The sequence below is a fragment of the Psychrobacillus sp. NPDC093180 genome, assembly GCF_044754065.1.
GTDB lineage: Bacteria > Bacillota > Bacilli > Bacillales_A > Planococcaceae > Psychrobacillus.
In genome coordinates, this window is the sequence record NZ_JBIVOJ010000020.1 from 44,943 (window position 1) to 70,026 (window position 25,084).

The window sequence follows — 25,084 nt, forward strand, 5'->3', positions numbered from 1 at the left end:
CTATATAAATTAGGAGGGATAGTTTTGGACAAAGTAGAATTCAAAAAGGCCTTTGATATAGGATATGAAGAGATGATGTTTGTTGCAAATAATGACGAAACTTTCATCCGTATAAAAAATAGCTATTCCGTCCCTTCCTCTAAAGTGTCCTCCACAATCGTCCATATTAACGGAAAACTATTTGAAGAAAATAGATACTGGATTTTCTTCACCGAGCTAGTAGAAATTGCTGCAGACGTGAGTGCAGACGTTCACATTGAATTGGATAAATTTGAAGTAGATATAAAAGACTTTGAAGAAGAAGAATTTATTCAACACTTAATAGATGAAATAACGGACAAATTAGAAGAGCATCAAGTTCATACAGTACTCAAAGAAATGGAAGTACTTTAACAGCTTTACAGCATTTCATCCGCTATCAGTCTATACGAATTAAAGCGATCTTCTGCAGAATATGCTATAGTATTCAACATAATTTCGTCTGCTTTATAATTCGTTTGTAATTCGCTTAGCTTCTCCTTTACTTCAGTTGGATCACCAATTATTAGTTTCTTTTTCATACTTTTCAACGTCTCTTTTTCCACGTCATTTACTATGTATTGCTTCGCCTCTTCTATAGAAGGAATTCCTTGCTTCCCTTCCCCTTTTGCTTTTTGCAACGCCCAAATGAGTGTGCTTTTCGCTACTTCTTCCGCCTTTTCACTTGTTTCTGCACAAATAATGGATACCGTTACAATCACTTCTGGGTTTTTTCGTTTTTTACTAGGTGTGAAAGCATCTAAATATTGGGTAACAATAGCCGTTCCGTCCTCTTCGCTCATAAAGTGACCGAACGCGTAAGAAAGTCCATTTTCCGCAGCGAGCAAAGCACTTTTTTTACCCGTTCCAAGAAGCCATGGTACTGGTGACACATCAGGAATTGGTGAGGCAGAAACTTTCGAATATTCATGACCAACAGGAAAATCATCGTCTAGAAAATGAAGAAACTCTTCCACCAAACTAGGCATTTTATAGACGTTCTGTAGGAAATTATCCGATAAAGCATTAGTAGCTTCCGCAGAGCCACCAGGTGCACGACCTAGCCCAACATCAACTCGATTAGGAAATAGAGTGGCAAGCGTATTATAGACTTCTGCTACCTTGAAAGGTTTATAATGTGGCAACAAAACAGCACCAGAGCCAATGCGAATGGTGTTTGTATTCGCACCAATATAAGCTAGCATCACTTCAGGAGCAGAGCTTGCTAGCCCCGTTAAATCATGATGTTCCGTGATCCAATAGCGCGTATACCCTAACGATTCCCCTAGTTTTGCTAACTCCATCGATTCAATTAAAGCTTCTTTCGCAGTTTGATTGGAGGAAATCGGGGATTGATCTAATATACTTAACTTCATTGTCTCATCTCTCCTTTCTTAGTTCGGAACTTCCAGTAAGCTCAGCTTATACTCCCCAACCTGTCCTTTTTCGTATAAATTTGTAATGGAAGTCGAATACTGATGTATGCTTCCTTTAAAAAACAATCCTTGCGCAGGTACTTTTACGTCAAACGTCCCTTTATAAAGCAATACGGCTATATCGTGATAATCCTCACTTGTAACATTGAAAACAACAGAAATTAGATGTAAATCATTCACTTTTTTTGATTCGTAATGATTTACTTTAACATTTGTATCATCTAATACAATTTCTTTAATCATTGTATCTTCTAGGTTTCGGTTCATGGTAAATACCCCCAATTTAATACTTTTTTAAGTGTACCATTAATGTGAACTTCTCATCATTCTATGCCTTTAGGGAAGATACCTCTAATTATTTGCTTATAATTTGGGAATAATAGAACCGTTTGAAGAAATCCATTATTAATAGAAATAAAATGGAGCTATACCTAAGTCAATTTTGACTTTTGGAACAGCCCCATAATAGGCGTTATACATTTCATTATTAATGTATTCTATTTAATTTCTCTTTATCTTGGTTCAATTGATCTTGAAGCATGTTAATTGGTCCCAAATCTCCTCTACTCTCAAGGGCCATTGTGACAGAACGCTCTGCACGTTCAATCATATTTTGTGCATTTTGAATTGCCTGCTCAGTCGGATGAGTGAGAGCTTGACCTACAGCCAGCGTGACATTATCGACAGAATTATGCAATTGACCAATAACATTATCTTCTTTCCAGCTCATTTGTGTATGATCTTCCATTGCAAGTGCCTCCTTTATCTTTTCCTAGATTTCAATACGTCTTTACTATGGCGATATAGGAGCTTTTTATGCATGGAAACTCACTAGCTTGAAAATTAATCCTTCAATAATTTTGACGACGTTGGGCACACTACATTTAACCAATGATTAAAGGAGGAAAAAGGAATGACTATACATGAACCAGGACCAAATGATTCGGCTAACAATGTAGAAAGGCTAAAGAAAACGATTCGTAATAAGGAAGCAGCAGAAATGGCCATGGAATTTGCAGATGGTGAAGAACTAGCTGCTATTAAAAGAAAAAATGAACGACGTGAAGAAAGTATTGATGGATTACGTGCAGAAATTCTTGCAGAAGCTAAATCACGCATAAACGGATATATTTAAGCTGATGTACGAACGAGCCAGTAATCTTTTGAATACTGGCTCGTTTTTTATAGAATAATCACACTAACGATAAAAGAAACGTAAGCTAAGGGAAAAAGGAATGAGCTTTGCTTGCACTTTTACCCAAATGAGTTTTCTCCTCTTCCCCAGAACACTATTTATAAAACACCATATTCACAATACACCGCACCCATACGGTATATTTTGAACAAATCATCTCATTTTCCACAAGGCTACTACATGAGTAAAGCAGCTGTTGACTTTGAAAGCATGAACCGACTTCTTTGGTTGGAGCATGTCAACTGGACCAGAATGACTATTACAAGTATTGTATTCAACTTGCCTGATCTCCCTTCTGTGCAAGAACGCCTTTTACAAAATGCAACCGATTTAGGAAATTGCATTCGACCTTTTTATGGCGATCAACTCGCTGACAAATACGCAGAACTCATAAAAGAACACTTAGTTTTAGCAGCCGAACTAGTAACAGCAGCAGTTAAAGGGGAAACGAAAAAGGCAGAGGAAAAAGAAAAAGAATGGTATCGTAATGCAGATGACATTGCGACATTTTTAAGTAATATTAACCCGTTTTTAACGAAAGTAGAAGTACAGCGAATGTTTTATATGCATCTCGCATTAACGAAATATGAAGCAGTATGTATGATTCAAAAAAATTACAAAGAGGATATTAAAGTATTTGACCAAATAGAAGCAGAAGCATTAGAAATGTCCGATATGATTTCGCATGCAATCATCAGGCAATTTCCTCATATGTTTTAATTACGAAAAGAGCTTGGAACTGTTTCCAAGCTCTTTTTGCATTTACATATTCATCCATACGAGTGACAACTTTTTGACGTTCGTTACAACTTTGTTAACAAATATTGAATTTATATAGAAATCTAGATGAACGTTTTGTGAAGTCCCCTTTTAGACGTTGTTATTATGGGTGGTTCTAAATATGATAGAGGCAACGGAATACGGATCAATTCGTAACACGTTTAATAAATTCAAATAATCGAAAGGGGTACAACTATGAAAATGAAAGTGAAATGGGCTTTACTTACGATGATTTTCACTATAGCCACTGTGCTAACTGGTTGTGAACCATTATTAGTTTTAGATCCAAAAGGTCCTCAAGCAAAAACGCAAGCTGATGACATTATGTTATCCATCTTGCTTATGTCAGGTATTGTAATTGCGGTACTTGCAATATTAGTATACGTGTTAGTAAAATATCGTGCTTCTAATCAAAGGGACGATTACGAGCCTCCTCATATTGAAGGAAGCCCACTTGTAGAAGCAATCTGTATTGGTATTCCAATTGTTATCGTCATTTTCCTTTCTTTCGTTTCAGTTAAAAGTAATTACGAGGTAGAGTCAACTCCAGCCGGGTATGAGGATACAAAACCGTTGATTGTTTACGCTTCTTCTTCTAACTGGAAATGGCATTTTAGTTATCCTGAAGAGGGTATTGAGACAATTAATTACTTATATATACCTGCCGGTCGTGCGATTGAATTTAAACTATATTCTTACGGGCCAATCACTAGTTTTTGGATTCCGCAACTAGGCGGACAAAAATATGCGATGGCTGACATGGTTACAACCTTACACTTAGCAGCAGACAATCCAGGTGAATTTATGGGAAGAAACGCAAACTTCAGCGGTGCCGGATTTGCCGAAAATACGTTTGAAGTTACAGCGATGTCTCAAACTGATTTTGACGAATGGGTAGAAGAAGTTCACGAAACAGCTGAACCTCTTACAGAAGAAAAGTTTGAGGAGTTATTAGAACCAGGACATCTTGGACGTTCTACTTATACAGGAACACATTTAGAGTTCTCACCAGCTCCTGAACATAACCATGGTTCCACTGATTCTGAAATGGATCACTCAGAACATGAAGATCATAATTCTAACCATTCTGATGAAGAATCAGATCATTCTCATCATTGATAAATAAGTTTCAGTATCGTAACAAACAATAGATTTTCGAAAGGAGTTACAAAAGTATGGATTTCTTTGATCGTTTTGCAGTACCACATCCAAGCTTTTTAATATATGCATCCATGGTTGGTATCGGTCTAACAATGGTTGCCATCGTTTTAGGTATTACCTATTTTAAAAAATGGGGATACCTTTGGCGCGAATGGATTACCACAGTAGATCATAAACGAATTGGTATTATGTATTTACTAGTTGCTTTACTTATGCTATTCCGCGGAGGAGTAGACGCGATAATGATGCGTTATCAGCTCTCAATGCCTGATAACAAGTTTCTAGAATCGCAACATTATAATGAAGTTTTCACAACACATGGGGTTGTAATGATCCTATTTATGGCTATGCCGTTCATCACGTTTTTCTTTAACTACCTTATTCCGTTACAAATTGGAGCTCGTGATGTAGCATTTCCTCGCTTAAATGCACTTAGTTTTTGGTTATTCTTTATGGGGATGGGGTTATTCAACATCTCATTCATCGTAGGTGGATCACCTGATGCAGGTTGGACTTCTTATTTCCCACTTGCAAATAATGAATTCAGTCCATCTGTAGGTACGAATTATTATATGATCGCTATTCAAATAGCTGGTATGGGTACATTAATATCAGGTATTAACTTTATAACGACTATTCTTAAAATGAGAGCACCTGGTATGAAGTTAATGAAAATGCCGATGTTCACATGGTCTGCATTTATCGCAAACGTAATCGTTGTTTTTGCTTTCCCTGTATTAACAGTACTTCTTGCAATGGGAACAATGGATCGATTGTTTGGAACAAACTTCTTTACAACCGGCGATGGTGGTATGGATATGCTTTGGGCTAACTTGTTCTGGGTTTGGGGACATCCTGAAGTATATATCTTGATCTTACCGGCATTCGGTCTATACAGTGAAATAATCTCTACATTTGCACGCCGTAATCTGTATGGTTATAAGTCAATGGTTGCCTCAATGGTAGTCATTTCAGTATTTTCATTTTTAGTATGGACTCACCATTTCTTTACAATGGGTCAAGGTGCATTCACCAATAGTATTTTCTCTATCACAACAATGGCGATAGCTATACCAACTGGGGTTAAAATATTTAACTGGCTATTCACGCTTTGGAAAGGGAAAATTGTTTTTACAACTCCTATGTTATATTCCATGCTCTTCATTCCACTGTTCACATTAGGTGGGGTTACTGGAGTTATGCTTGCGATGTCAGCAGCTGATTATCAATATCATAATACGATGTTCTTAGTTGCTCACTTCCATAACGTAATTATTCCAGGAGTAGTTTACGCTATGATTGCAGGTCTTACATTCTATTGGCCAAAAATGTTTGGTTTCATGTTAAATGAGAGAATTGGTAAATGGACTGCATGGTTAATGTCTGTTGGTTTCGTTTTAGCCTTTATTCCAATGTATATTACTGGATTAGATGGGCAAGCACGTCGTATGTACACATACTCTGAATCGACTGGTTTTAGTACGCTGAATATGGTTGCATTTATCGGTGCAGGAATTATGGCAATTAGTTTTGCTTTACTTGTCTACAATATTTACTATAGTATTCGTTATGCTTCTAGAGATATTGGTAGTGACCCATGGGATGCACGTTCACTTGAATGGGCTACTCATACTCCAGTACCAGAATATAACTTTGCTATTACACCACAAGTTGTATCAACTCAAGGATTTTGGGATGCAAAGAAAAATGGACATGAGTTATTTAAAGGTAAATACGAAAAAATTCATATGCCAAATAACAGTGGTTGGCCATTTATACTAGGTTGTATTTTCTTCGTCTTTGGATTTGCGATGGTATTTAGCATATGGCCACTTGCTATCGTCACATTAATTGGTATTTTAGTTTGTCTGGTTTATCGTTCGTTCGAGAAAGATCATGGTCGATATATCTCCGTTGAGGAAATTGAAGAAACTGAAGCAAAATTGCGAGGTGTAAAAAATGAAGATAGATAACTCGCTTCCGCTTGAATATAGTACGGAAGAAAATAACTTGAAAATTTTAGGTTTTTGGATCTTCCTGGGTGCAGAAATAATGCTTTTCGCAACACTGTTCACTATGTATTTCACTTTAGAAAATCGAATTGGCAATGGCCCTTCTGGTGGAGAAATCTTTGAAATTACACCAGTATTAGTTGAAACAATCTTACTTTTAACAAGTAGTTTTGTTATCGGTCTTGGCATACACGCTATGCGTTTAGGCAACAAAAAGGCAATGATGGTGTTCTTTTCAATCACCCTACTACTTGGTGCTGGGTTCTTAGGCTTTGAAATATTTGAATTCGTTCACTATAATCATGTGGGTGCAACACTACAAACTAGCGCATTCACTGCCGCTCTATTAACTACATTAGGGACACACGGATTGCACGTAACATTTGGTTTGTTTTGGGGAATAGCTATCCTTATTCAAATTAAAAAACGTGGTTTGACTCCTGAGACTACCAATAAATCTTTTATCTTTTCGCTTTATTGGCATTTCTTAGATGTCATTTGGATTTTCATCTTTAGCTTCATCTACTTGAAAGGAATGATGTAATATGAAAGAATTATTCCCTGCTAAACAAGTAATGGGCTTTGTCTTTTCATTGGTTCTTACAGTAGTTGCTTTGTTAGTTTATTTCACAGATATGTCATTTCCGATTGGTATGACAATTCTTCTAGTAACTGCATTTATCCAAGCTGGTCTTCAACTAGTTGTATTCATGCATGCTGGTGAGACTGATGACAAAAAATCGATCTATACAAACGTATATTACGGTTTAATCATTGCGCTTGTCACCATTTTTGGTACACTATTAATACTAGTTTGGGATATGTAAATAACGAATTAAAAGAGAGCGTCTTTTCAGGCGCTCTCTTTTTTACATTTTCTAGAGTTCGCAATCATTTCTTCAGATGCCACTAAAAACATACCTATTAAGAAAGTAAAAACAGCCCCCATTACTGTCCCAATACCGATACCCATTACTGTACTGTATTCGCTTACAAAAACCCCGTATAAGAAAATGGCAATTCCAATAGTGAGCACTGTTGCTCCTACATATTTTGTAGCATGAAACATTTTCACGTTCGATTCCATTTCACTCATCCTCTCTTTATATATATATTATTCATCTTGTTCACAATATTGTCAAATAATTTTTGTTTTTTCGTCACATATTTTTTAAAAAAATAAGGAAACCAAGTAATTCCTCTCGTCATATGGGATAGTGCTTTGACTCGTGCCCACTATGTCTTTCGCATCTGGACGAATCCGTTTTGACAAACGGGAATGCTAAGTTCAGTAATTATTCCTTACTACTCAGTATCCCTAAATTGTGTAAAAAGAGAACTGCTCCACTGTCTAATGACTTTGTAGCAATTCTCTTTCTTTTACATTAAATCTATATTTTCTCCAAATACTATGACACTTTGACGTTCTGTTATAAATTCTCTGCCATTCCATTTCAAAATGTTTTGCACATATCCTAGAGCTTCCCCGTTATGCTTGCCGGAAATCTCTTGCAACGCAACAAGCTCATACACATCGTTACCTGCAAAATCTATTGGATAAAGCCCGTGGATTGGTTCTACCCAGCCTTCTATCGGCGCTTTCAAAGTTCCATCTTCATTATAGATTTCCATTAAATAATCTTTATCTTTAAACATTAAATCTAGCGTATACTTCTTTTTAGGAATGGCACTAGCTACTGTTAATTTATATTGATCTTGATAATCGATTTTATAATCATTGCTATCATTAAATTCATCCGAATCGAATACTTGTCGCATTTCTCCCTCTAAAAAGGTAAATAAATAAGCTTTTATCGTGCTTTCACTTTCGCCAGTATCGATTACTACTAATATGTCATCCAGCTGGTTTCCAGTAAAATCTCCAAGAAATAGCCGTGGGTTATAACCAACAGTTTCTTTTAAAGAAAACCCTTCATATAAATCTACTTTTTTATTTAAAATATTTAGCGTAATATCTTCCCAATACGAGCTTCTGTCGGTCATACTACCTGTTAGATAAACAGTTTCCCGAAAACTATCACCCGTTATATCTCCTCTTTTTTTATCAATAACCGTCTGACCGTTAGTTCTAGCATGTGTTAGACGGCTTAATACTTGCTGTTTTTTCTCTAATAGTTGCTCTTTTGACGGGTATGGGGATCGAAAAGATAGAGCTTTATCGATGGCAGTTAAATTTTGTTCTAAATTACCAGCTTTTCTCTGTGCATCTGATAAGTAATACCAATAATAGGAAAAATCGTTTGTTTGCAATAATTTTTCATAATAAGCTGCCACTTTTTTAAAATAATACGGATAAACATCTTTTGCTCGCACTAGCTCCCCTTCACTAAAGCGGTAAACGTCTACCTTATAAGCATCTCCTGTATCATGTATCCAAATAGCAAGTTCATATTGACCATCTTTTCCGTAATGATCAGGCATATCCTCCACTTCCAATTTACTATAAACAATATTATTTGTAGGTAACCTTAAAATTCTACCGTTTGTCCATTGTAGTAGATCTAGTTGTGAACTCATATTGTCTATTTGCCAACCGACAATTAATGTATTTACCCAGTTTTCTGTTACTGGAGCGACTCTTAAATCGGAAATATTATACCCTTTGCCTTCGATATGTTTTAAAGGTAGCCACTGATTGTCATGTTTTTTTAATACCACAATATAATTCTGCTGCTCATACCTATATGCGCCTATTAGTTCGGTCACTTGATCCCCATCAATATCAGCAAGCAAGACCGCCATTCTTTTTTGGGGTTGCTGCAATTCTAGTACGGTAGCCCCAAGCGGCAAAAAGTTCTGCAGTATATTTATATAATCGCCCATTGTACCCCCCATTATGTTTCATTATTAACTATCATATGCGGGTTAATATAAGCTTTAATCATATTTTGCAAAGTTTAAGTTAAAAGTTTCATTTCATTTATTAAAAAGCGCCAATTTATTTTTTTACATTACGAAGCCTCTTCGAAGACAACAAACACACTACTCACATTGTTAAACCATAAAAAAGACTGTCTCAAAAATAAGCCTTTTGAGACAGTCTTTAAAATTATTCTGCCAATTTTTCTTCTATCGGCGATTCTACTGATTCATCTGTAGGTTGTTCTACAGATGGTTGTGAAGATGGGGATGGTACGTTGATATATAGTTTACCATTAGCTTTTTGGCGCGTTTCGTTGTTAAAGCTGTCTACAACTTTCACTTCGAGATCTGCTCCATTCGCTACAGTGTCAGCTGGTACTGTCCAATATCCAACGTAATGACCGTTTGCTTGTTCCATCATTGGCAGTTCAGTCGCATTTTGGACTTGACCACCTAAATTCGTTAGCGGCATATGGATAACAAATGTTGCTTTCAATCCAGGTGCACTATCGAATTCAATCTTAACACTTTTACCAGTAGCCAAATATAAGTCTTCAGCTGGTTTTAGATTTTCGATTGCAGGTGCATCATACTGAGCTGTAACTGTTACTTTTTTCGTTATACTATTATTTGCTTTGTCTTTAGCGACTACTTTAATTTCGTTTGCACCATTCTCTAGAAGAATTCGTTTAGAGTACTTGCCATCAACCACTGTTGCATTTTGACCGTTTACTTTTACAGTGTCAAGGTTTGCATCTTTAATAGTTCCTTCTACAGTTACTGATTCACGATTTGTTTTTTCTCCATCTTTCGGACTGTCGATTGTCAGTTCAGGTTTTAAAGTATCTAAAATGACTTCAACAGAAGCAGATTCACCTGTTACTTTGCCATCTAGAAGGGAAACTGCTGTAAATTCATTGACACCTTCCGTTAATTCAACTGGAATTGCAAATTTACCGTCTTCCCCTACCTTAATAGATCCCGCTTCTTCACCATTTTGTTTCAATTTAATCGTAGTAGTCGGAGATGCGGTTCCTTCTACAGAAATTGAAGCTTCATTTGTGACTAAGTCAGCTGTTGGTGAAGTGATAACTGGACCGTGTACTTCATAGCTCACACGAGCACGGATCATATAGTTCCCTTCAGCAGTTGGTGATGGTGACCAAGCACCTGAAATTCCTTGGAAACTTCTACCCGCATTTGTTCCATTCTCATCTGTTGCAAGACCTGGAGTATTTGGATTAGCAAATGTTTGACGATATACCATAAAGAAGTCACCATTTACTACGATATTATGCTCGCTTAGATCAACAACAGTCCATTCACCATTACGTTTAGCTGTTGCATCAATTGGACCGGCAAGCATTTTACCTGGAGATCCGTCAGCTCCCGTTGCATCCCATACTTCAACTGCGAATGCAGTTCCACCAGGCACAGGCCATTCTGTATCCCAGAATCGGAATACACCATCTGTTACGATTCCGTTTTCTTTACCTTCTGGTAGAGACATTTTCACTGCCCAAGCATTGCCAGCAGCGTTGAATGCACGTGCATTTTCAGCAGTCCCGTCATCGTAACCGATTTCTCCACCTGGATAAGTGTAGAACGGTTCAAGCGCAATATTTTGCGATGTTGCTTCTGAGCTGATCGTAATCGCTATTTCTTGGCTATGATAACCACGTGCAATTACTTTTAATGTGTAATCGCCTTCATATGCAGTAAGAGAGTAATTACCTGCTGCATCTGTTTCAACAGGTGTAATGTTTGCATCTTCTACAAGTAATAGAGTTGCTCCAGCTACTCCTTCACCTGTCGATTGATCAGTGATTGTTCCACTCACTGTGTTTTGTGCAACTTCATCCAATGGGAAATTAGCAGTTGCCGTGCCATCTGCTTCAATGGAAACAGATTGTTCTTCAGAAGTGAAGCCATAAGCCTCTGCTTTCACTGTGAATGTTCCTGCACCATGAGTTAGTGAATAAGAACCGTCAGCAGGATTTGTATAAACCGAACGTCCTGATTCAAGTACACTCACTTGAGCACCTAATGGTAATAGCGTTGGATTTGCAACTTTTTCTACTACTGGTGGTGCTTCTTTAATCGGTAATACAGGACGAATCTTTGTTGGGTCAATATCCTCTTTTTTAGCAAGTTTGTCTGTACCATTTCCAATAGTCACTTTGTTATTTGCATTGTTAGTGGTTACGCTATTTGTTTTATTTACATTATTGTCTATTCCTTTTGCTACCTTGCCAGTCTGCGAAGTCCCAGCAAGTGCTACGTCATCGATATACCATCCCTCTTTCACAACGCTTCCATCAGAAAAGGCATTAAAGGCAATATAGACGCGTTGTCCAGCATAAGCTGACAGGTCCACTTCACCATCAATCCAACCGTTTGATGCGCCTTGGACCATTAGTAATTGTGTCCACTCTACTTGATCAGTTGAAATAAATACATGACCGTAATCCCAAGCTCTTCCTGTAGAAGATTGCTCAAAGTTATGCCATTGTTTGAACTGCAAATAAGAGTTTCCTTCCGGCAAATCGACTGGAGGCATTACCAATGTAGCGTTCATTCTGCTATCGTAATTACCTTCTAGGTTTGTGGCATATACTTTTTCACCGGATGCAGCATTTCCTGGACCTGAAGTTGGTACGCCCCACTCCCAGCTATTTGCATCTCCAAAGGAAGTCCAGCCCACAGGTGTCGATTCAAAGTCTTCTGAATATCCTACTGTTATGCCAGGCTTCACTTGAACAACATATTCTTCACTGTTCACTTCATTATTTCCAAAATCATTTATGGACCATTTGTACGTAAAGGAGTTGCCCGTGATTATGTCACCAGGAAGCACTACACTGTACTCACCAGATTTGTAATCACCAGATTTGCGACCAGCTTCGATTGATTGCCATGCACCATTTGCATCTTTGTAGTTTAGAAGGACAGATGCAACGCTAATGTTATCGCTAACTGCAATTGTCAATTCTAAATCCATTCCTGCATATGTTTCTCGAGGTGCTGCATGTTCGAATACAGGAGCCTCACTGTCGTCTCCTTGTTGTGTCACTTGTCCTTTCAGTGTGCCAAGTCCAGTGATTATGGAAGATACAGCCTCGTAAGCATCTACTAATCCATAACCATATGCGTGGTTAGGAGTTGTTGGATATTGAGTGTCCGTTAATGGATTTGCTGTATTAAGAAGAATTTCCTCCATTTCATCGACTGTCAAATTGGCGTTAACTTGGCGAAGAAGTGCTGCTACGCCAGATACAGCCGGTCCTGACATAGATGTTCCGTTCCAGCCACCTTCATAATTACCACCCGGTACAGATGAACGGATGTTCACACCTGGTGCCGAGATATCTGGTTTTGTTTCAGCATATGGTGAAGGTCCACGAAGAGAGAAGCTTCCCACTTTGTTATTGATATCAGTCGCACCAGTTGCAAATGACTCAGGATAATTGGCAGGTGCCGCTACAGATCCCGCACCACCAGGATTCGTAAGCGTTGTGTTCCCTGCTGAGAATTCTGGAAAAATTTCTGCTGCGCGCCAGTTAATTACAACTTCACGGTACCACTCATCGAGTCCAGGACCGCCACCCCATGAGTTATTCACAATATCTGGAGCCATGTCAACGCGTGCATTTCCGTTTGCGTCTGTCGGTGCTAAAATCCATTGAGCAGCTTCTAGCAAGTCAGTGTCAGTCCCACCGTTTGCAGAGAATGCCTTTACTGCAATATATTTGGCACCAGGAGCAACTCCAATTTGATTTGTATCATTTGGTTCACTACCAACCATTGTTCCCGTTACATGTGTTCCATGATCAATATCGTCATATGGAGTAGCTCGTCCAGCCGTTGCATCGAACCAGTTAAAATCGTGAGAAACTTGTCCAGTTGCTTTATTGTAACCACGATATTTTTCTTTTAATGCAGGATGATCCCACTGAACTCCTGTATCAATACTAGCTACAACCGTTCCAGCTCCGTCGATGCCCATTTCCCAAACGTCTGGTGCTTTAACACGCTCAACATTCCACTCAATGTTCGCGGTTTCTGCCTTAGGAGCGACAGCGTTTTTTGTTTTCGTTGTAAATAATTGACGAGTTTCGTTTGGCAATACTTTTTCAACCTCAGGGAAAGTTGCAATTTTTTCAGCAATCTCTTTTGTTGCTGTTACAGCCATTCCATTTACAATGTAGTAAGATGTAATATCTTTCGCATTCCCTTTAGCTGCTTCCTGTTCAAGGAATTGCTTTACTGATTGCTGAGATTCAAGAGAGGTTGCCTTAAGTTCTGATACAACAGCAGATCGCTGAACGAGCTTCGCATTGTGTGCCGATAAATTTGCTGCATCTGCACTTTTTCGAGCTTCAGCCGCCACTGCTTCTGAATCTGTTTTCTCTTTGAATTTGATCAGGAATGTTACTTTTTCATCTTGTTTAAAATTTTCTAGTAATCGAGTGCTCATCTTTTCTGTCACAGAAATAGTATTCGAGCTTGACTCTCTGAAAGATTGATGAATTTTACTCGTTGTTTCTGCACTAACTACGTTTGGCGCGACTAGTGAAAACGTCATTAGTAAAGATGCAGCAATACTCAGTGCTTTGACTGAACTACTTTTCCTCCCCATCTTCTTTCCTCCTTTGAATTTTCCAACGATTTTAATACCTAGCGAGAACTTGATAGTCTCTTATCCCTAAAAAAGACCAAACAAAAACACCTTCTCCCCCTTTCCCAAACGATCATTTAGGCAAACAGAATCAATGGTGTCATTCATAAATCTCTTGTTGTTATTAATACTATAAAGGAAATGATTTGCAAATTTTGTCTATTCTCGTCGAATTATATCTGAATTTTCAAAATTAATAGTTATATACTATTTTATACCTTTTCTTAGATAGGTAATAAGACTCTATAATTTATTTAACGGGTTAAGTATAAAGCTCATAGATTATTGGTATTACTAGTTTTTTAAAAAATTCATTTTTATATTGAATAAGTTAAAATTTGTTACTTTTCCAAAAAATAATCAATTATTCCCAATAAACAAGAAAAGGGTAATTTGACTATTTAATTCAATTCATTTAATCAGTCTTTTATAACTATATAAATGGATTTTAAGCATATTTAAATAAATAAAAATACTTATTATAAATTAATTTGATGATTCTTTTTGACTAAACTAGTTTAAATGTGTTTTTTACAATAACAATAACTCTTTCTAAAATTCATTGAGTTAGGTAATTTGGACATAATTCATGATTTTTCACATCCCCACTATACATTTATCTACAGCGCTTAGACCTTAAACTCTTTCAGTTGTGTATAATACATGTAACGACGGGAGTGTGAGAGTGAATGAATTCAACTAAACAAAATTGGGAAGAAGAAGTAGATGAAGAGTTCCTCGAATTTGTGTTAGAGGCACAAAGAGAAGCACTTCTGAAAGAAGCTCAAGAAAAGACAAGCAGAAAAACGAAGCGCCCGTTTCCAAAATGGATATTCTGGATAATGGCGACTGTTTTATTCATTAATACATTTGCAGTTATCTTACAAATATATTCAATTCCAGCTATCGAATTTTTAAAAGCATCAGCGAAATTATCTGCACAAGAGGACATATCACGCTATAAAGAATCTGTTGTTATTGTATTAACAGATGATGGAAAAGGAACAGGTTTTTCTATATCTAGTGATGGAACAATTTTAACAAACTATCATGTTATTGAAGGTAATGATACTGTTACAGTTGGTTTTCCAGAAGATGGACGTTTTAAAGCGAGCGTGGTACATACGTATCCTTCAGTGGATCTAGCTGTATTGAAAATAGATGGAGAAAACCTGCCATATCTAGAGCTTGCCAAACAAGCGACGGTGGTAGAAGGCGATTCCATTTCCTTTATAGGGAATCCGTTAAGCTTTACTGGTATAGCAAATGAAGGAAAAATTATCGATTATCATCAGCTAAGTGATTGGGATGTCCCTATAGTGATGATGGAAGCACCAGTTTATCGAGGAAATAGTGGCAGCCCCGTTTTAAATAAGGAAGGTCAAGTAATTGGCGTTGTATTTGCAACAATGGACCATGATGAATATGGGAGAGTCGGACTGTTTGTACCGATTGATGAGTATTATAATCAAGCAAAAGATATTCCTTAACAAGCTTATCTATTTCAACTAAATCTAATTCAGTTTTTCTCCGAAAGATATCCAAGAAATGGCTATGGGCAACCAACCAGTCATTGAAAGCAATCAACTTTAGTTTGAAAGCAACTAAATTAGCTCTAGAGCAACCAAATTACTAGCGAAAGCAACTACTTACTCAAATAACAAGTTTACTAGGATTGATACCCGATTAATTTTCTGTAAGGCGTCATACAAGGTCAACAAGTATCCGTCCTATATTGAAAATTTAGTTTTTTAGCCGGCAAAAAATGCAGGAAGAAAATGAACATTTTTCTTCCTGCATTTTATTTTACTTAGACATATATTTCTCTCTCCACGCTAAACGTTCTTTATCATTCAGCGCATTCTCCAGTTTTTCATCCCATCTTTCAAGTAATGTATTCCAAACACGCGCATAGAATACATCCTCTTCTTTATTATGGAGAATAAATTCAAAGCATGGAATATCATCGACATATAGCTCTGTCGTCGACTGGATTTCCGATATAACGACTTGTACATCTCCTTCCTTTACTTCCACATGTTTGGCTTGAAGTGCTTCAATGACTTGTTCTTTATCAAAGGATAGCTCTACATCCAAATACCCTTCTTTCACATAACGGTATATTGCCAGCTCATCATCCCCGTCCATGGCAGTTTTAATGTTACCATTCAAGAAGTTTTCGTGAGTCGTACTATAAAGAACAACCTGTGTTTCCACTTCTTGTTCCTCTTCAAAAATACCATTCTCCAGTTGTTGATATCCTTTGTTTGTTAAGGAAAACAATCCATCCTTTTTTTCTATTAATCCGGTCCTACTCATTATATCGATTAAATCCTCCACGAAAAGTTGCTCGACAAGTAAGAGTTCGCTTAATTGCTCTGCTTCTGCAATTTCTGCTTTTTGAAATGCCATAAGCATCATTTTCATCAGGATATCCATTTTTGTCCGTTTCACCGGTTTATACTCAACTTCTATAGAATGAATTGGCAAACTCCAACTAGTGGAATGTAAGATTTTTATCTTATTGTTTTGTTGCAGTTCATTTTTTAATCGTTTCCCTAAGTTTTGCATTTTTTTATACCTCTATGTTACTTTTTCTCTTGAGCGCGCTGATTTCGGTAACCATTCTGTTTCTTAACAGTGCTAAGTAATCGACTATACATTTCCCTAGAATCTTTTTGCTTCGCACGGGTAGTAAACATATTCGTACTACCAACTAAAATGAGTAGTTCTCTTGCACGTGATAAAGCAACATTTAAACGTCTATAATCATTCGCAAATCCAATATCCCCACTCTTATCTTGATTGTTGCGAACCATGCTTAAAATAATGACGTCCATTTCCATCCCTTGGAACTTATCGACGGTTCCTGTGCGGAAATTCAAATGTTTGAAGTTAGTTTCTTGTTGAATAAGTCGGTCTATACGTTTTACTTGTTCTCCGTAAAAACTAATAACTCCGATACTTTTTTGATCCTCTTTAGCAAGTCTTCCTTCGTTTTTAGCCATTTCAGTCGCTTTATCCAAATCGATTAATACTTCTCGAATGGTATCAAGCTCTGCCTGATTAAAACGACTTTTTCCATTTTTCATTCGTTCTTCAAAATACTGCTTTTCGTTTGGCATATCTAGCCACAACAGATGGTCTTGCCGTTTGACATAATGGGAATCGAGTAAATGATCACGCATAGCATCGGAATCCACTAATCCACACTGCAGGCGATAATTCTCTTCTTCATAAAACGGTGTGATCGTTTTCATTATATTTTCATGCATTCGATACTGAATAGCGAGCATCGTTTTATTTGTCTTCGGTAAGTTTTTAAACAGCCGTTCGAATAAGGACTCTTTCAGGAGCTTCTTCAACTCGTCTTTTTCTTCAAAGCTGTCACTTTCTTCTAAAATAGCTTTCAGTGTTTCATCCAGTGTATCTTCCCCAACAAGCGGCGGTAGTTGATGGTGGTCTCCGACTAAAATGATTTTCTTCCCTTTTAACATTGGTAGTAAAAGCTCAGGTGGAGTCGCTTTTGACACTTCATCGATAATAACAACATCGAAAATAGGATAGTTGTCCATAAACTCTTTTCGAGCAGATGCTACACATGTTGTCCCGATTACATTGGCATGACGTACGTATAGTTTGCGTATTTCATCTAAGTCATGGTCATTAGCTTCCTTCAGCATTGTAAACCATTCGTTTTGTAGAGATTGGGTTATCGGTAAACGATTTTTCTCCAGTTCTGTAGCCGTTATTCTTTCTTCCAGCTCAGCAATTTTAGTTAATGCTTTTTCGAGCGCTTCTTCGGGGTTTTGTTTCAGTAATTCCTCTAGAGCTTTTAGTTGTTTTTCTTGCTCTAGCCCTTCCGAATTCACTTGTTTTGTTTCTTGCTTGTTTTTTTCAAGTTTCTCTAAGGCTTCACCCAAATGCTCGTTTGAAGTTTTGAATTCATTCTTTTTTAGTTCTAGTTGAGCAGTATACTCGGCAATTGTATCTTTTACTTTATTGCATTCGAGCAACGTACTTTCTGTATCCTGTAATTGGATTTGTAACTGTTGTAATGAGGGAATACTATCTAGATTATCTAATTGGCCGTATAACTCTGCCACTTTACTTTGCAACTGTTGTAGCTCTTCATTTTGAGTAATCCCCTTAGTCTTCCATTCACTTTTCGATTGCTCCATCATTGATTTTTCTTGTTTTACCTGTTCAGTAAGCTCTGCTTTAATCGACATAAACAAGTTAGCAGAATCAGTTTTTGCTTTTTGTAAAATAGCGCCTTGTTTCCACACGAATTCCTTTCGGACATTTAAGCCTTCCAAATATACTTCTAACCGCTCGATATTAGCTGATCCTGAAGTTAAGAGACGTTTCATACTGTCGATGAACTGATGAATTTCTTTAACAGAATATGTCGAGTCAAATATTACTCCACTACTGTTTACATGACTTTTTACAGCCTCAAGAGAAACATTATTCTTTTTCAATAAACCTTCTATGTATCCAATAGCAGATAGTAGTCGTTTATTTAATTCTCCCCAGTCAGCAAAAGAGATGATGGTTTCAATTAGCTTGTCTAAGTTCGTTATTTGCTGCTCTAACATATAAGAAGGAGTGATTTCATAATCGTTCATGCGAATTTTGAGGAAATCAATTTTAGAGATAGAGTGGAGTTCACCTGAAAATTGCTCCAAATGATTGACTTTCGATTGTGCAACTTGATAGGCATTTCTCGTTTCGATTAATAATCCTTCCACATTCCGGCTCTCTTGTAATATCTGTTGGTACATTATTTGTTTACTTGTTTGATCGATTTCCAATTGAAGACGTTCTAGCTTTTTTACTAATTCTTCTGTTGTAGGATTAGCCTGGATGAATTGTTCCATCTGTTCAATTTCTTTTGATCGGTCGTCTGTTATTTGTTTCAAGTGATGATAATTATTTTCTAGTTCTTCGCGCTCTTTTTTTAGATGGATCAAACGTTTTTTTAGCTCTTTAATTTCCTTCATTCTTTCTGCGAATTCTATCTGAGCCAATTGTTTTCGTTCTATTTTCTCTTTTAATAGTACAACTTGCTGCTCAAGTGATACCGTCTGTTCTTTACAAAGAGCTATTTCTTCTATTAGTTGTTTTTCTTTTAACGGATGGGTATTGATTTCTTCTTGCAAAGCATTTATTGTTTGATCTTTCCAATACCCGCCAACATTTTCTTCGATAAATCTTTTGCCTTCCTCTTCAATGCTTTCCGTTCGGCCAAACCGTAATATGCGAATATCCTTATTGGAAAGAAGTCGACTAAGTGCATTATCAACAGCTAGGTTTGATTGGGAAGCGACTAGTGTCCGTAGTCCTGCTTTTGCATTTTGCTGACAGATTTCCGAGATTACGGTAGTCTTCCCTGTTCCCGGAGGACCTTGTATAACATATAAATCCTCAGCAGACATCGCTCCAACAACTGCCTCTTGTTGAAACTCGTTTAACTGATTATGAAATTTTAGATCCTTTTTCTTGTTCGTTACGTTTATCGTAGGTCTTTTTTCAAATAGAATATTTTCTAAATTAGCATTTGCAGCAAGACCGTTTTGTAAATCCTCAAATCCTTTACGAAGTCTTCGAATTTGGCTTAGGGTGGAAAAGTTGCTAAATACAGCTTCTTTCCATTTTGGATGCCACTGATTTCTTCTTGCCATTTCTTGAAATCTTGGCTTTAGCTCAATTTCAATTGTTTTCTTTGCTCGGTCTACCTTTAATACTTCTCCAATATCATTTTGGAAACCTTTAATCGAAACGCTTAGTCCTTTTAATTTATTCCATTCATTTTCTTTTACATTACTTCCTATAAGTGTCAGCCTATTAAAATCTTCGTTGAAAATAATTTTTGAAAAAGCAGCCGTTATATCTGCAATATCGGCGTTTCGTTCTTGTATTTTCAAATATCCTTCCCAGCTAGAAATTCGCTTTTTCACATACTCTGATCTTTCTTCGGCAACGGGTAATTCTCGTATGCTTGTATGTAATTGAATCGGCATTCCCGCTCCATTATTACGAGCCGTAACAAAATTCAAATCGACCGAAAGACGTCTATTAGTCTTTACCGGAACTCTTGTGCCTCTTATATAAAAGTTAGTCGCAAGTAATCCGTCCGTTTGAAGAATGCACTCCATCACACCAACCCGGCCTTCTAGTTTTCCTGCTAAAGACTCGTTTGAAACATTGTCAAAATAAAGAGCAACAGGCGTATTCCCATGGGAGTTCACTGGACGTTTTTCTATATGCACTTCAAAAGATTCTTGCATCCTAAAAAAGGCATGTTCATCAACAGCCCATTCCTGGATTGCACCGCGTGCTTTATTTGTCATCATTAGATTACAGCGCATTGTTTTTACTGGGATTGACACTTGTCTCATGCACATGCCTCCTTTCTAAAAAGATAAACGTTTAACAAAACAAAAGAGTACCCATCTCGATTTCTAGAAAATCGGGTACTCTACATTAGTTCTATTATAACCCTAAATCGACAAATAAAGAACTTACAATATCATGAAAACGAATAGTTAGAGAATATTTACTAATGAATATATCTAGTTAAATTCTTTTAAATTTGAACATTTTGTGAATTTTTGATTGCTATCTTATTAATCTTTTAATATGATTAACCTACATCTTAGAACTGAAAATTCAAAACATTAAAATTAGTGGGAGGGAAGGCAGATGGCAAAAAAAATAGAAAGTGTTTTCAATCCTGAGGCCAATCAACAGGGGAAAACTCTTTCACAACAAGGAACACCGAATTACGTTGCAATTGCAGAAAGTCCAGAGTTCAAATCTTTAAAAACAAAAAAGAGAAAATTTATTTTACCAATCGCAATATTTTTTCTATTATGCTATATCATGTTACCTATTTTGACTTCTTACACAACCATATTAAATACTAATGCATTTGGTGATGTGGCATGGGTTTGGGTATACTCCATCGCTTTATTCATTATGACATGGGCTTTATGTATGATTTATGTCAGTAAAGCAAATGGATATGACCAAGAAGCAGATGAAATCTTTGAAAAGGAAAAGGCTGGTGGCTATAAATGAGTTTTGTTGGTTTATCGTTTTTTGTTGGAATTGTCGCATTAACATTATTCGTAACGTATATCGCTTCCAAACGAACAAACTCTGCTAGCGAATTTTACACAGCGGGCGGTGGTCTTTCCGGTTGGCAAAATGGGATTGCTATAGCAGGAGACTATCTATCTGCTGCTTCATTCCTTGGTATTGCCGGTGCAATCGCACTTTTCGGTTTTGACGGTTTCTTCTATAGTATTGGTTATTTAGTAGCTTACTTAGTTGTGTTATATATCGTTGCAGAGCCATTACGAAATTTAGGCCGTTATACTTTAGCAGATATGATTACCGCTCGTTTCAACCAAAAGAAAATCCGTGCTGCCGCTGCAGTTAGTACTTTAACGATTGTTCTATTTTATATGATTGCACAGCTTGTTGGTGCAGGTGCACTTATTCAATTATTATTAGGTATTGATTATTGGATCGCTGTATTAATTGTTGGAATTATGATGACTATTTATGTACTATGGGGTGGAATGGCTGCCACAAGTTGGGTTCAAATTATTAAAGCAGTGCTATTAATGGTCGGTACTGTTATTATTTCATTCCTTGTATTATGGAAATTCAACTTTAATCTTTTTGGTATGTTCACCGAAATGAAAACTGCAACAGCCCATGGAGAAGCTTACTTGCATCCTGGTGTAAAATACACTAATGGCTTAGATACAATATCGATGATGATTGCACTCGTACTAGGTACTGCAGGTTTACCACATATTTTAATGCGTTTCTTTACTGTAAAAGATGCGAAAACAGCTCGGAGTTCTGTTGTATTTGCAACATGGATTGTAGGCGCATTCTATATACTAACGATTTTCTTAGGGTTTGGTGCTGCTGCATTCGTAGGATCCGAAAAAATTATCGCAGCAAATCCTGCTGGTAATATGGCCGCTCCCCTACTTGCACAAGCTTTAGGAGGAGACTTGCTTATGTCCTTCGTCTCGGCGGTTGCATTTGCGACTATTTTAGCCGTTGTAGCTGGCCTAGTATTATCGGGGGCATCTGCATTTGCACATGATTTATATGGACAAATTATCAAAAAAGGAAAAGCGACAGAGAAAGAACAGATGAATGCGGCTCGTCTTGCTTCCGTTGGAGTTTCTGCATTTTCCATCTTACTTGCATTAGGTGCCCAAACGATGAACGTCGCATTCCTAGTTTCCCTTGCTTTCTGTATTGCAGCAAGTGCGAATTTACCGGTAATTATTTATACGATCTATTGGAAAAACTTTAATACCACAGGTGCTTTATCTGCAATTGTTACAGGACTTGTTACTGCGCTAGTTCTCGTATTATTAAGTCCAAACGTGTGGGCTGCAGATGGCTCTCTTTTCTTTACAGGAGAGGCAATATTCCCATTAACAAATCCTGCAATCATCTCCGTTCCAGCTGGTTTTATCGCAGGCTGGATAGGTACACTAGTGGGAGCACGTGCAGATCTAAAAAAATATGCAGAAGTGGATGTTAAAGCGAATATTGGGTTGAAATAAATCAAAGAGGATATCCCATTTAACTGGGGATATTCTCTTTTTCATATTTTTTAGTTAAAAGAAGTAGGTGGAATGTGACGAATAATCATGTATAATGGCTAGTTTTATAAACTGCAAATCCGAACCGTCCTAACTTAGCACATGGGAAAGGTAAATGGAATAACGCGTATAATATAGATACTGCGTCGTAATTTGCTATATTAGGAGTCCACTTTGCAAAATGGCACAGTTTTGGGTCGACCAAAGGTTATTGAGTTTTAAGTTGCGTATGCTCAGTGGAAGTCAGGAGATATAAGAGAAGTGAAAGCAAAGCAAGAAATTGGAGTAAAAAATACAACTTTTTATAAACTTGTCAGTGAATATGAAGAAAGCCTGTAATTGTACTTTTTTAATAGAAGAACTCAAATCATTTAGTATTACTATCATTTTCTAAGTATCGATAAGGATGACAAAATCATTTATTGCTACTGCTGTCTTCGGGGTTCGGGACTCGCCCCCTACAGTTCATGTGCATGCCAGGCGCACTAAAAAAAGACAATCAAATGAATGATTATCTTTTTTTCTTTAAAGTTTATTATGACCCCTACGGGATTCGAACCCGTGTTACCGCCGTGAAAGGGCGGTGTCTTAACCGCTTGACCAAGGGGCCTTTATATGGCTCCGAAGGTAGGACTCGAACCTACGACCAATCGATTAACAGTCGATTGCTCTACCACTGAGCTACTTCGGAATAGTGGTGGGCCTAAATGGACTCGAACCATCGACCTCACGCTTATCAGGTGTGCGCTCTAACCAGCTGAGCTATAGGCCCACTATTGGAAGCGGGTGAAGAGAATCGAACTCTCATCATCAGCTTGGAAGGCTGAGGTTTTACCACTAAACTACACCCGCATTACTATGGTGGCTCAGGACGGAATCGAACCGCCGACACAAGGATTTTCAGTCCTTTGCTCTACCGACTGAGCTACTGAGCCAACTTTGATTTGTGCTAAGCTACGAATCTCTTGCTTATCTCAAATTTCGAACTAATAAATAAAATGGCGGTCCCGACCGGGATCGAACCGGCGATCTTCTGCGTGACAGGCAGACATGTTAACCGCTACACCACGGGACCGTTTTGGTTGCGGGGACAGGATTTGAACCTGTGACCTTCAGGTTATGAACCGTCTGCTCTAACCAACTGAGCTAAGGCCCCAAATAAATAACTGGTCGGGAAGACAGGATTCGAACCTGCGACCCCTTGGTCCCAAACCAAGTGCTCTACCAAGCTGAGCTACTTCCCGTCATTATATTATGGTGCGCTCGGCAGGACTCGAACCTGCAACCTCTTGATTCGTAGTCAAGTGCTCTATCCAATTGAGCTACGAGCGCATATATTTTTTTAAAAAATGGTGCCGAGGACCGGAATAGAACCGGTACGGTAGTCACCTACCGCAGGATTTTAAGTCCTGTGCGTCTGCCAGTTCCGCCACACCCGCATTTATATTACTTACTTAACAAGTGATGAGCCATGTAGGATTCGAACCTACGACCCTCTGATTAAAAGTCAGATGCTCTACCAACTGAGCTAATGGCTCGAAAAATGGTGCCGGAAAAAGGACTTGAACCCTCAACCTACTGATTACAAGTCAGTTGCTCTACCAGTTGAGCTATTCCGGCAATTATAGAATTATGGTGGAGGATGACGGGCTCGAACCGCCGACCCTCTGCTTGTAAGGCAGATGCTCTCCCAGCTGAGCTAATCCTCCTGGGTAAATAATAAATCATAATAAGTAAATTATTTCTACATCGATTTTTTAATTCAATTCATTGTTAATTTGAACTTTTTTTGATTTATTATATGTATTTATTACAAGCCCAGCGACGTCCTACTCTCGCAGGGGGAATCCCCCAACTACCATCGGCGCTGAAGAGCTTAACTTCCGTGTTCGGTATGAGAACGGGTGTGACCTCTTCGCCATCATCACTAGACAATTTAATGTTCATGTTTGTCAGCCAAACTATTTGTTCTTTTGGCGACTCGGATAATATTACTCTATTATTATCAATATGTCAACACTGATTTATAAAATTCATTAAAAATACAATAAAGATATGAATTTTCTAGTAAAAAAAAACCTATAAGCTACCCATAGTCATCCTTTTTCAATAGATAATAAAAGTCGCTACCGAATAAATCGGTAACGACTTTTTATATTTGCCCAGCGACGTCCTACTCTAACAGGGGGAAACCCCCAACTACCATCGGCGCAAAAGAGCTTAACTTCCGTGTTCGGTATGGGAACGGGTGTGACCTCTTTGCCATCATCACTAGA

The 25,084-nt window shown here is 37.7% G+C and carries 18 protein-coding genes, 12 tRNA genes and 2 rRNA genes; 10 read left to right on the forward strand and 22 right to left on the reverse strand.

The genetic code is table 11. The features are described 5' to 3' along the window. The first annotated feature begins 24 nt into the window (after positions 1-24). Complete coding sequence (locus ACIP9W_RS21280; RefSeq protein ID WP_142540444.1) at positions 25-393, forward strand: hypothetical protein; 369 nt, start codon at positions 25-27, stop codon at positions 391-393. Between the two features lie 5 nt (positions 394-398). Here the strand turns inward: ACIP9W_RS21280 and ACIP9W_RS21285 are convergent, their stop codons facing one another. The 3 genes from ACIP9W_RS21285 to ACIP9W_RS21295 form a co-directional block, all read right to left on the reverse strand. Then, positions 399-1,394, reverse strand: coding sequence for an LLM class flavin-dependent oxidoreductase (locus tag ACIP9W_RS21285; RefSeq protein ID WP_400793164.1), 996 nt, complete (start codon positions 1,392-1,394; stop codon positions 399-401). An 18-nt stretch (positions 1,395-1,412) separates the two neighbouring features. Further along, positions 1,413-1,697 carry a DUF3219 family protein gene (locus ACIP9W_RS21290; RefSeq protein ID WP_400793190.1) on the reverse strand — a complete coding sequence of 95 codons (285 nt, stop codon included), beginning with the start codon at positions 1,695-1,697 and terminating at the stop codon, positions 1,413-1,415. Between the two features lie 244 nt (positions 1,698-1,941). Beyond that, positions 1,942-2,202, reverse strand: a complete 261-nt coding sequence (locus ACIP9W_RS21295) for a hypothetical protein (RefSeq protein WP_400793165.1) — start codon at positions 2,200-2,202, stop codon at positions 1,942-1,944. A gap of 165 nt (positions 2,203-2,367) precedes the next feature. Here ACIP9W_RS21295 and ACIP9W_RS21300 point away from each other — a divergent pair, with 165 nt between their 5' ends. From ACIP9W_RS21300 to qoxD, 6 genes are all read left to right on the forward strand, one after another. After that, complete coding sequence (locus ACIP9W_RS21300; protein ID WP_142540447.1) at positions 2,368-2,589, forward strand: small acid-soluble spore protein Tlp; 222 nt, start codon at positions 2,368-2,370, stop codon at positions 2,587-2,589. A gap of 111 nt (positions 2,590-2,700) precedes the next feature. Then, positions 2,701-3,369, forward strand: coding sequence for a hypothetical protein (locus ACIP9W_RS21305; protein ID WP_400793166.1), 669 nt, complete (start codon positions 2,701-2,703; stop codon positions 3,367-3,369). Positions 3,370-3,630: 261 nt separating this feature from the next. After that, on the forward strand, positions 3,631-4,548 hold the full coding sequence (qoxA, locus tag ACIP9W_RS21310; protein WP_400793192.1) for a cytochrome aa3 quinol oxidase subunit II: 918 nt from the start codon (positions 3,631-3,633) through the stop codon (positions 4,546-4,548). Positions 4,549-4,604: 56 nt separating this feature from the next. After that, positions 4,605-6,563, forward strand: coding sequence for a cytochrome aa3 quinol oxidase subunit I (qoxB, locus tag ACIP9W_RS21315; RefSeq protein WP_400793167.1), 1,959 nt, complete (start codon positions 4,605-4,607; stop codon positions 6,561-6,563). Further along, positions 6,550-7,146, forward strand: coding sequence for a cytochrome aa3 quinol oxidase subunit III (qoxC, locus tag ACIP9W_RS21320; RefSeq protein ID WP_400793169.1), 597 nt, complete (start codon positions 6,550-6,552; stop codon positions 7,144-7,146). Before qoxB ends, qoxC begins: the two co-directional genes overlap by 14 nt. 1 nt (position 7,147) lies before the next feature. Next, positions 7,148-7,429 (forward strand): cytochrome aa3 quinol oxidase subunit IV, encoded by a 282-nt coding sequence (qoxD, locus tag ACIP9W_RS21325; RefSeq protein WP_400793171.1) that lies wholly within the window; start codon positions 7,148-7,150, stop codon positions 7,427-7,429. Between the two features lie 26 nt (positions 7,430-7,455). On the opposite strand, the gene ACIP9W_RS21330 is transcribed toward qoxD, so the two are convergent. From ACIP9W_RS21330 to ACIP9W_RS21340, 3 genes are all read right to left on the reverse strand, one after another. Next, positions 7,456-7,689 (reverse strand): hypothetical protein, encoded by a 234-nt coding sequence (locus tag ACIP9W_RS21330; protein WP_400793173.1) that lies wholly within the window; start codon positions 7,687-7,689, stop codon positions 7,456-7,458. Between the two features lie 293 nt (positions 7,690-7,982). Further along, complete coding sequence (locus tag ACIP9W_RS21335; protein WP_400793174.1) at positions 7,983-9,446, reverse strand: hypothetical protein; 1,464 nt, start codon at positions 9,444-9,446, stop codon at positions 7,983-7,985. 226 nt (positions 9,447-9,672) lie between these two features. Beyond that, positions 9,673-14,124, reverse strand: coding sequence for a S8 family serine peptidase (locus ACIP9W_RS21340; RefSeq protein ID WP_400793176.1), 4,452 nt, complete (start codon positions 14,122-14,124; stop codon positions 9,673-9,675). Positions 14,125-14,852: 728 nt separating this feature from the next. On the opposite strand from ACIP9W_RS21340, the gene ACIP9W_RS21345 reads away from it, so the two are divergent. After that, complete coding sequence (locus ACIP9W_RS21345; RefSeq protein ID WP_400793178.1) at positions 14,853-15,653, forward strand: S1C family serine protease; 801 nt, start codon at positions 14,853-14,855, stop codon at positions 15,651-15,653. Positions 15,654-15,969: 316 nt separating this feature from the next. On the opposite strand, the gene ACIP9W_RS21350 is transcribed toward ACIP9W_RS21345, so the two are convergent. Both ACIP9W_RS21350 and ACIP9W_RS21355 read right to left on the reverse strand, forming a co-directional pair. Continuing rightward, positions 15,970-16,734, reverse strand: a complete 765-nt coding sequence (locus ACIP9W_RS21350; RefSeq protein WP_400793180.1) for a hypothetical protein — start codon at positions 16,732-16,734, stop codon at positions 15,970-15,972. Positions 16,735-16,751: 17 nt separating this feature from the next. Beyond that, a complete protein-coding gene (locus ACIP9W_RS21355; protein ID WP_400793182.1) occupies positions 16,752-20,567 on the reverse strand; it encodes a DEAD/DEAH box helicase in 3,816 nt (1,271 codons plus the stop codon). Positions 20,568-20,871: 304 nt separating this feature from the next. Between ACIP9W_RS21355 and ACIP9W_RS21360 the strand changes: the two genes are divergently transcribed. Further along, positions 20,872-21,249: a DUF485 domain-containing protein gene (locus ACIP9W_RS21360; RefSeq protein ID WP_400793184.1), complete on the forward strand. Its 378-nt coding sequence runs from the start codon at positions 20,872-20,874 to the stop codon at positions 21,247-21,249. After that, positions 21,246-22,769 carry a solute symporter family protein gene (locus ACIP9W_RS21365; RefSeq protein ID WP_400793186.1) on the forward strand — a complete coding sequence of 508 codons (1,524 nt, stop codon included), beginning with the start codon at positions 21,246-21,248 and terminating at the stop codon, positions 22,767-22,769. The genes ACIP9W_RS21360 and ACIP9W_RS21365 overlap by 4 nt, the downstream gene beginning before the upstream one ends. Positions 22,770-23,346: 577 nt before the next feature. On the opposite strand, the gene ACIP9W_RS21370 is transcribed toward ACIP9W_RS21365, so the two are convergent. The 14 genes from ACIP9W_RS21370 to rrf (ACIP9W_RS21435) all read right to left on the reverse strand — a co-directional run bounded on the left by ACIP9W_RS21370 (position 23,347) and on the right by rrf (ACIP9W_RS21435) (position 25,084). Then, positions 23,347-23,418: transfer RNA gene (locus ACIP9W_RS21370), tRNA-Glu, on the reverse strand. Positions 23,419-23,424: 6 nt separating this feature from the next. Next, a tRNA-Asn gene (locus ACIP9W_RS21375) sits at positions 23,425-23,499 on the reverse strand. Positions 23,500-23,503: 4 nt separating this feature from the next. After that, positions 23,504-23,580: transfer RNA gene (locus ACIP9W_RS21380), tRNA-Ile, on the reverse strand. 9 nt (positions 23,581-23,589) lie between these two features. Beyond that, positions 23,590-23,660, reverse strand: a tRNA-Gly gene (locus ACIP9W_RS21385). A gap of 7 nt (positions 23,661-23,667) precedes the next feature. After that, a tRNA-Phe gene (locus tag ACIP9W_RS21390) sits at positions 23,668-23,743 on the reverse strand. 64 nt (positions 23,744-23,807) lie between these two features. Continuing rightward, positions 23,808-23,883, reverse strand: a tRNA-Asp gene (locus tag ACIP9W_RS21395). A 92-nt stretch (positions 23,884-23,975) separates the two neighbouring features. Then, positions 23,976-24,052, reverse strand: a tRNA-Pro gene (locus ACIP9W_RS21400). 11 nt (positions 24,053-24,063) lie between these two features. Continuing rightward, positions 24,064-24,140: transfer RNA gene (locus ACIP9W_RS21405), tRNA-Arg, on the reverse strand. Positions 24,141-24,158: 18 nt separating this feature from the next. Then, positions 24,159-24,241: transfer RNA gene (locus ACIP9W_RS21410), tRNA-Leu, on the reverse strand. A gap of 32 nt (positions 24,242-24,273) precedes the next feature. Next, positions 24,274-24,346: transfer RNA gene (locus ACIP9W_RS21415), tRNA-Lys, on the reverse strand. A gap of 6 nt (positions 24,347-24,352) precedes the next feature. After that, a tRNA-Thr gene (locus tag ACIP9W_RS21420) sits at positions 24,353-24,428 on the reverse strand. 13 nt (positions 24,429-24,441) lie between these two features. Next, positions 24,442-24,517 (reverse strand) — tRNA-Val (locus ACIP9W_RS21425). 107 nt (positions 24,518-24,624) lie between these two features. Beyond that, positions 24,625-24,740: ribosomal RNA gene (gene rrf / locus ACIP9W_RS21430) — 5S ribosomal RNA — on the reverse strand. A 228-nt stretch (positions 24,741-24,968) separates the two neighbouring features. Next, positions 24,969-25,084: ribosomal RNA gene (rrf, locus tag ACIP9W_RS21435) — 5S ribosomal RNA — on the reverse strand.

Excerpts from the sequence above, each read along its gene's own strand:
- ACIP9W_RS21340 (WP_400793176.1), bottom strand. The coding sequence starts at position 14,124 with ATGGGGAGGAAAAGTAGTTCAGTCAAAGCACTGAGTATTGCTGCATCT.
- qoxA (WP_400793192.1), top strand. The coding sequence starts at position 3,631 with ATGAAAGTGAAATGGGCTTTACTTACGATGATTTTCACTATAGCCACT.
- ACIP9W_RS21285 (WP_400793164.1), bottom strand. The coding sequence starts at position 1,394 with ATGAAGTTAAGTATATTAGATCAATCCCCGATTTCCTCCAATCAAACT.
- ACIP9W_RS21360 (WP_400793184.1), top strand. The coding sequence starts at position 20,872 with ATGGCAAAAAAAATAGAAAGTGTTTTCAATCCTGAGGCCAATCAACAG.
- ACIP9W_RS21335 (WP_400793174.1), bottom strand. The coding sequence starts at position 9,446 with ATGGGCGATTATATAAATATACTGCAGAACTTTTTGCCGCTTGGGGCT.
- ACIP9W_RS21290 (WP_400793190.1), bottom strand. The coding sequence starts at position 1,697 with ATGATTAAAGAAATTGTATTAGATGATACAAATGTTAAAGTAAATCAT.
- ACIP9W_RS21345 (WP_400793178.1), top strand. The coding sequence starts at position 14,853 with ATGAATTCAACTAAACAAAATTGGGAAGAAGAAGTAGATGAAGAGTTC.
- qoxC (WP_400793169.1), top strand. The coding sequence starts at position 6,550 with ATGAAGATAGATAACTCGCTTCCGCTTGAATATAGTACGGAAGAAAAT.
- ACIP9W_RS21295 (WP_400793165.1), bottom strand. The coding sequence starts at position 2,202 with ATGGAAGATCATACACAAATGAGCTGGAAAGAAGATAATGTTATTGGT.
- ACIP9W_RS21300 (WP_142540447.1), top strand. The coding sequence starts at position 2,368 with ATGACTATACATGAACCAGGACCAAATGATTCGGCTAACAATGTAGAA.
- ACIP9W_RS21355 (WP_400793182.1), bottom strand. The coding sequence starts at position 20,567 with ATGAGACAAGTGTCAATCCCAGTAAAAACAATGCGCTGTAATCTAATG.
- qoxB (WP_400793167.1), top strand. The coding sequence starts at position 4,605 with ATGGATTTCTTTGATCGTTTTGCAGTACCACATCCAAGCTTTTTAATA.
- ACIP9W_RS21350 (WP_400793180.1), bottom strand. The coding sequence starts at position 16,734 with ATGCAAAACTTAGGGAAACGATTAAAAAATGAACTGCAACAAAACAAT.
- ACIP9W_RS21365 (WP_400793186.1), top strand. The coding sequence starts at position 21,246 with ATGAGTTTTGTTGGTTTATCGTTTTTTGTTGGAATTGTCGCATTAACA.
- ACIP9W_RS21330 (WP_400793173.1), bottom strand. The coding sequence starts at position 7,689 with ATGGAATCGAACGTGAAAATGTTTCATGCTACAAAATATGTAGGAGCA.
- qoxD (WP_400793171.1), top strand. The coding sequence starts at position 7,148 with ATGAAAGAATTATTCCCTGCTAAACAAGTAATGGGCTTTGTCTTTTCA.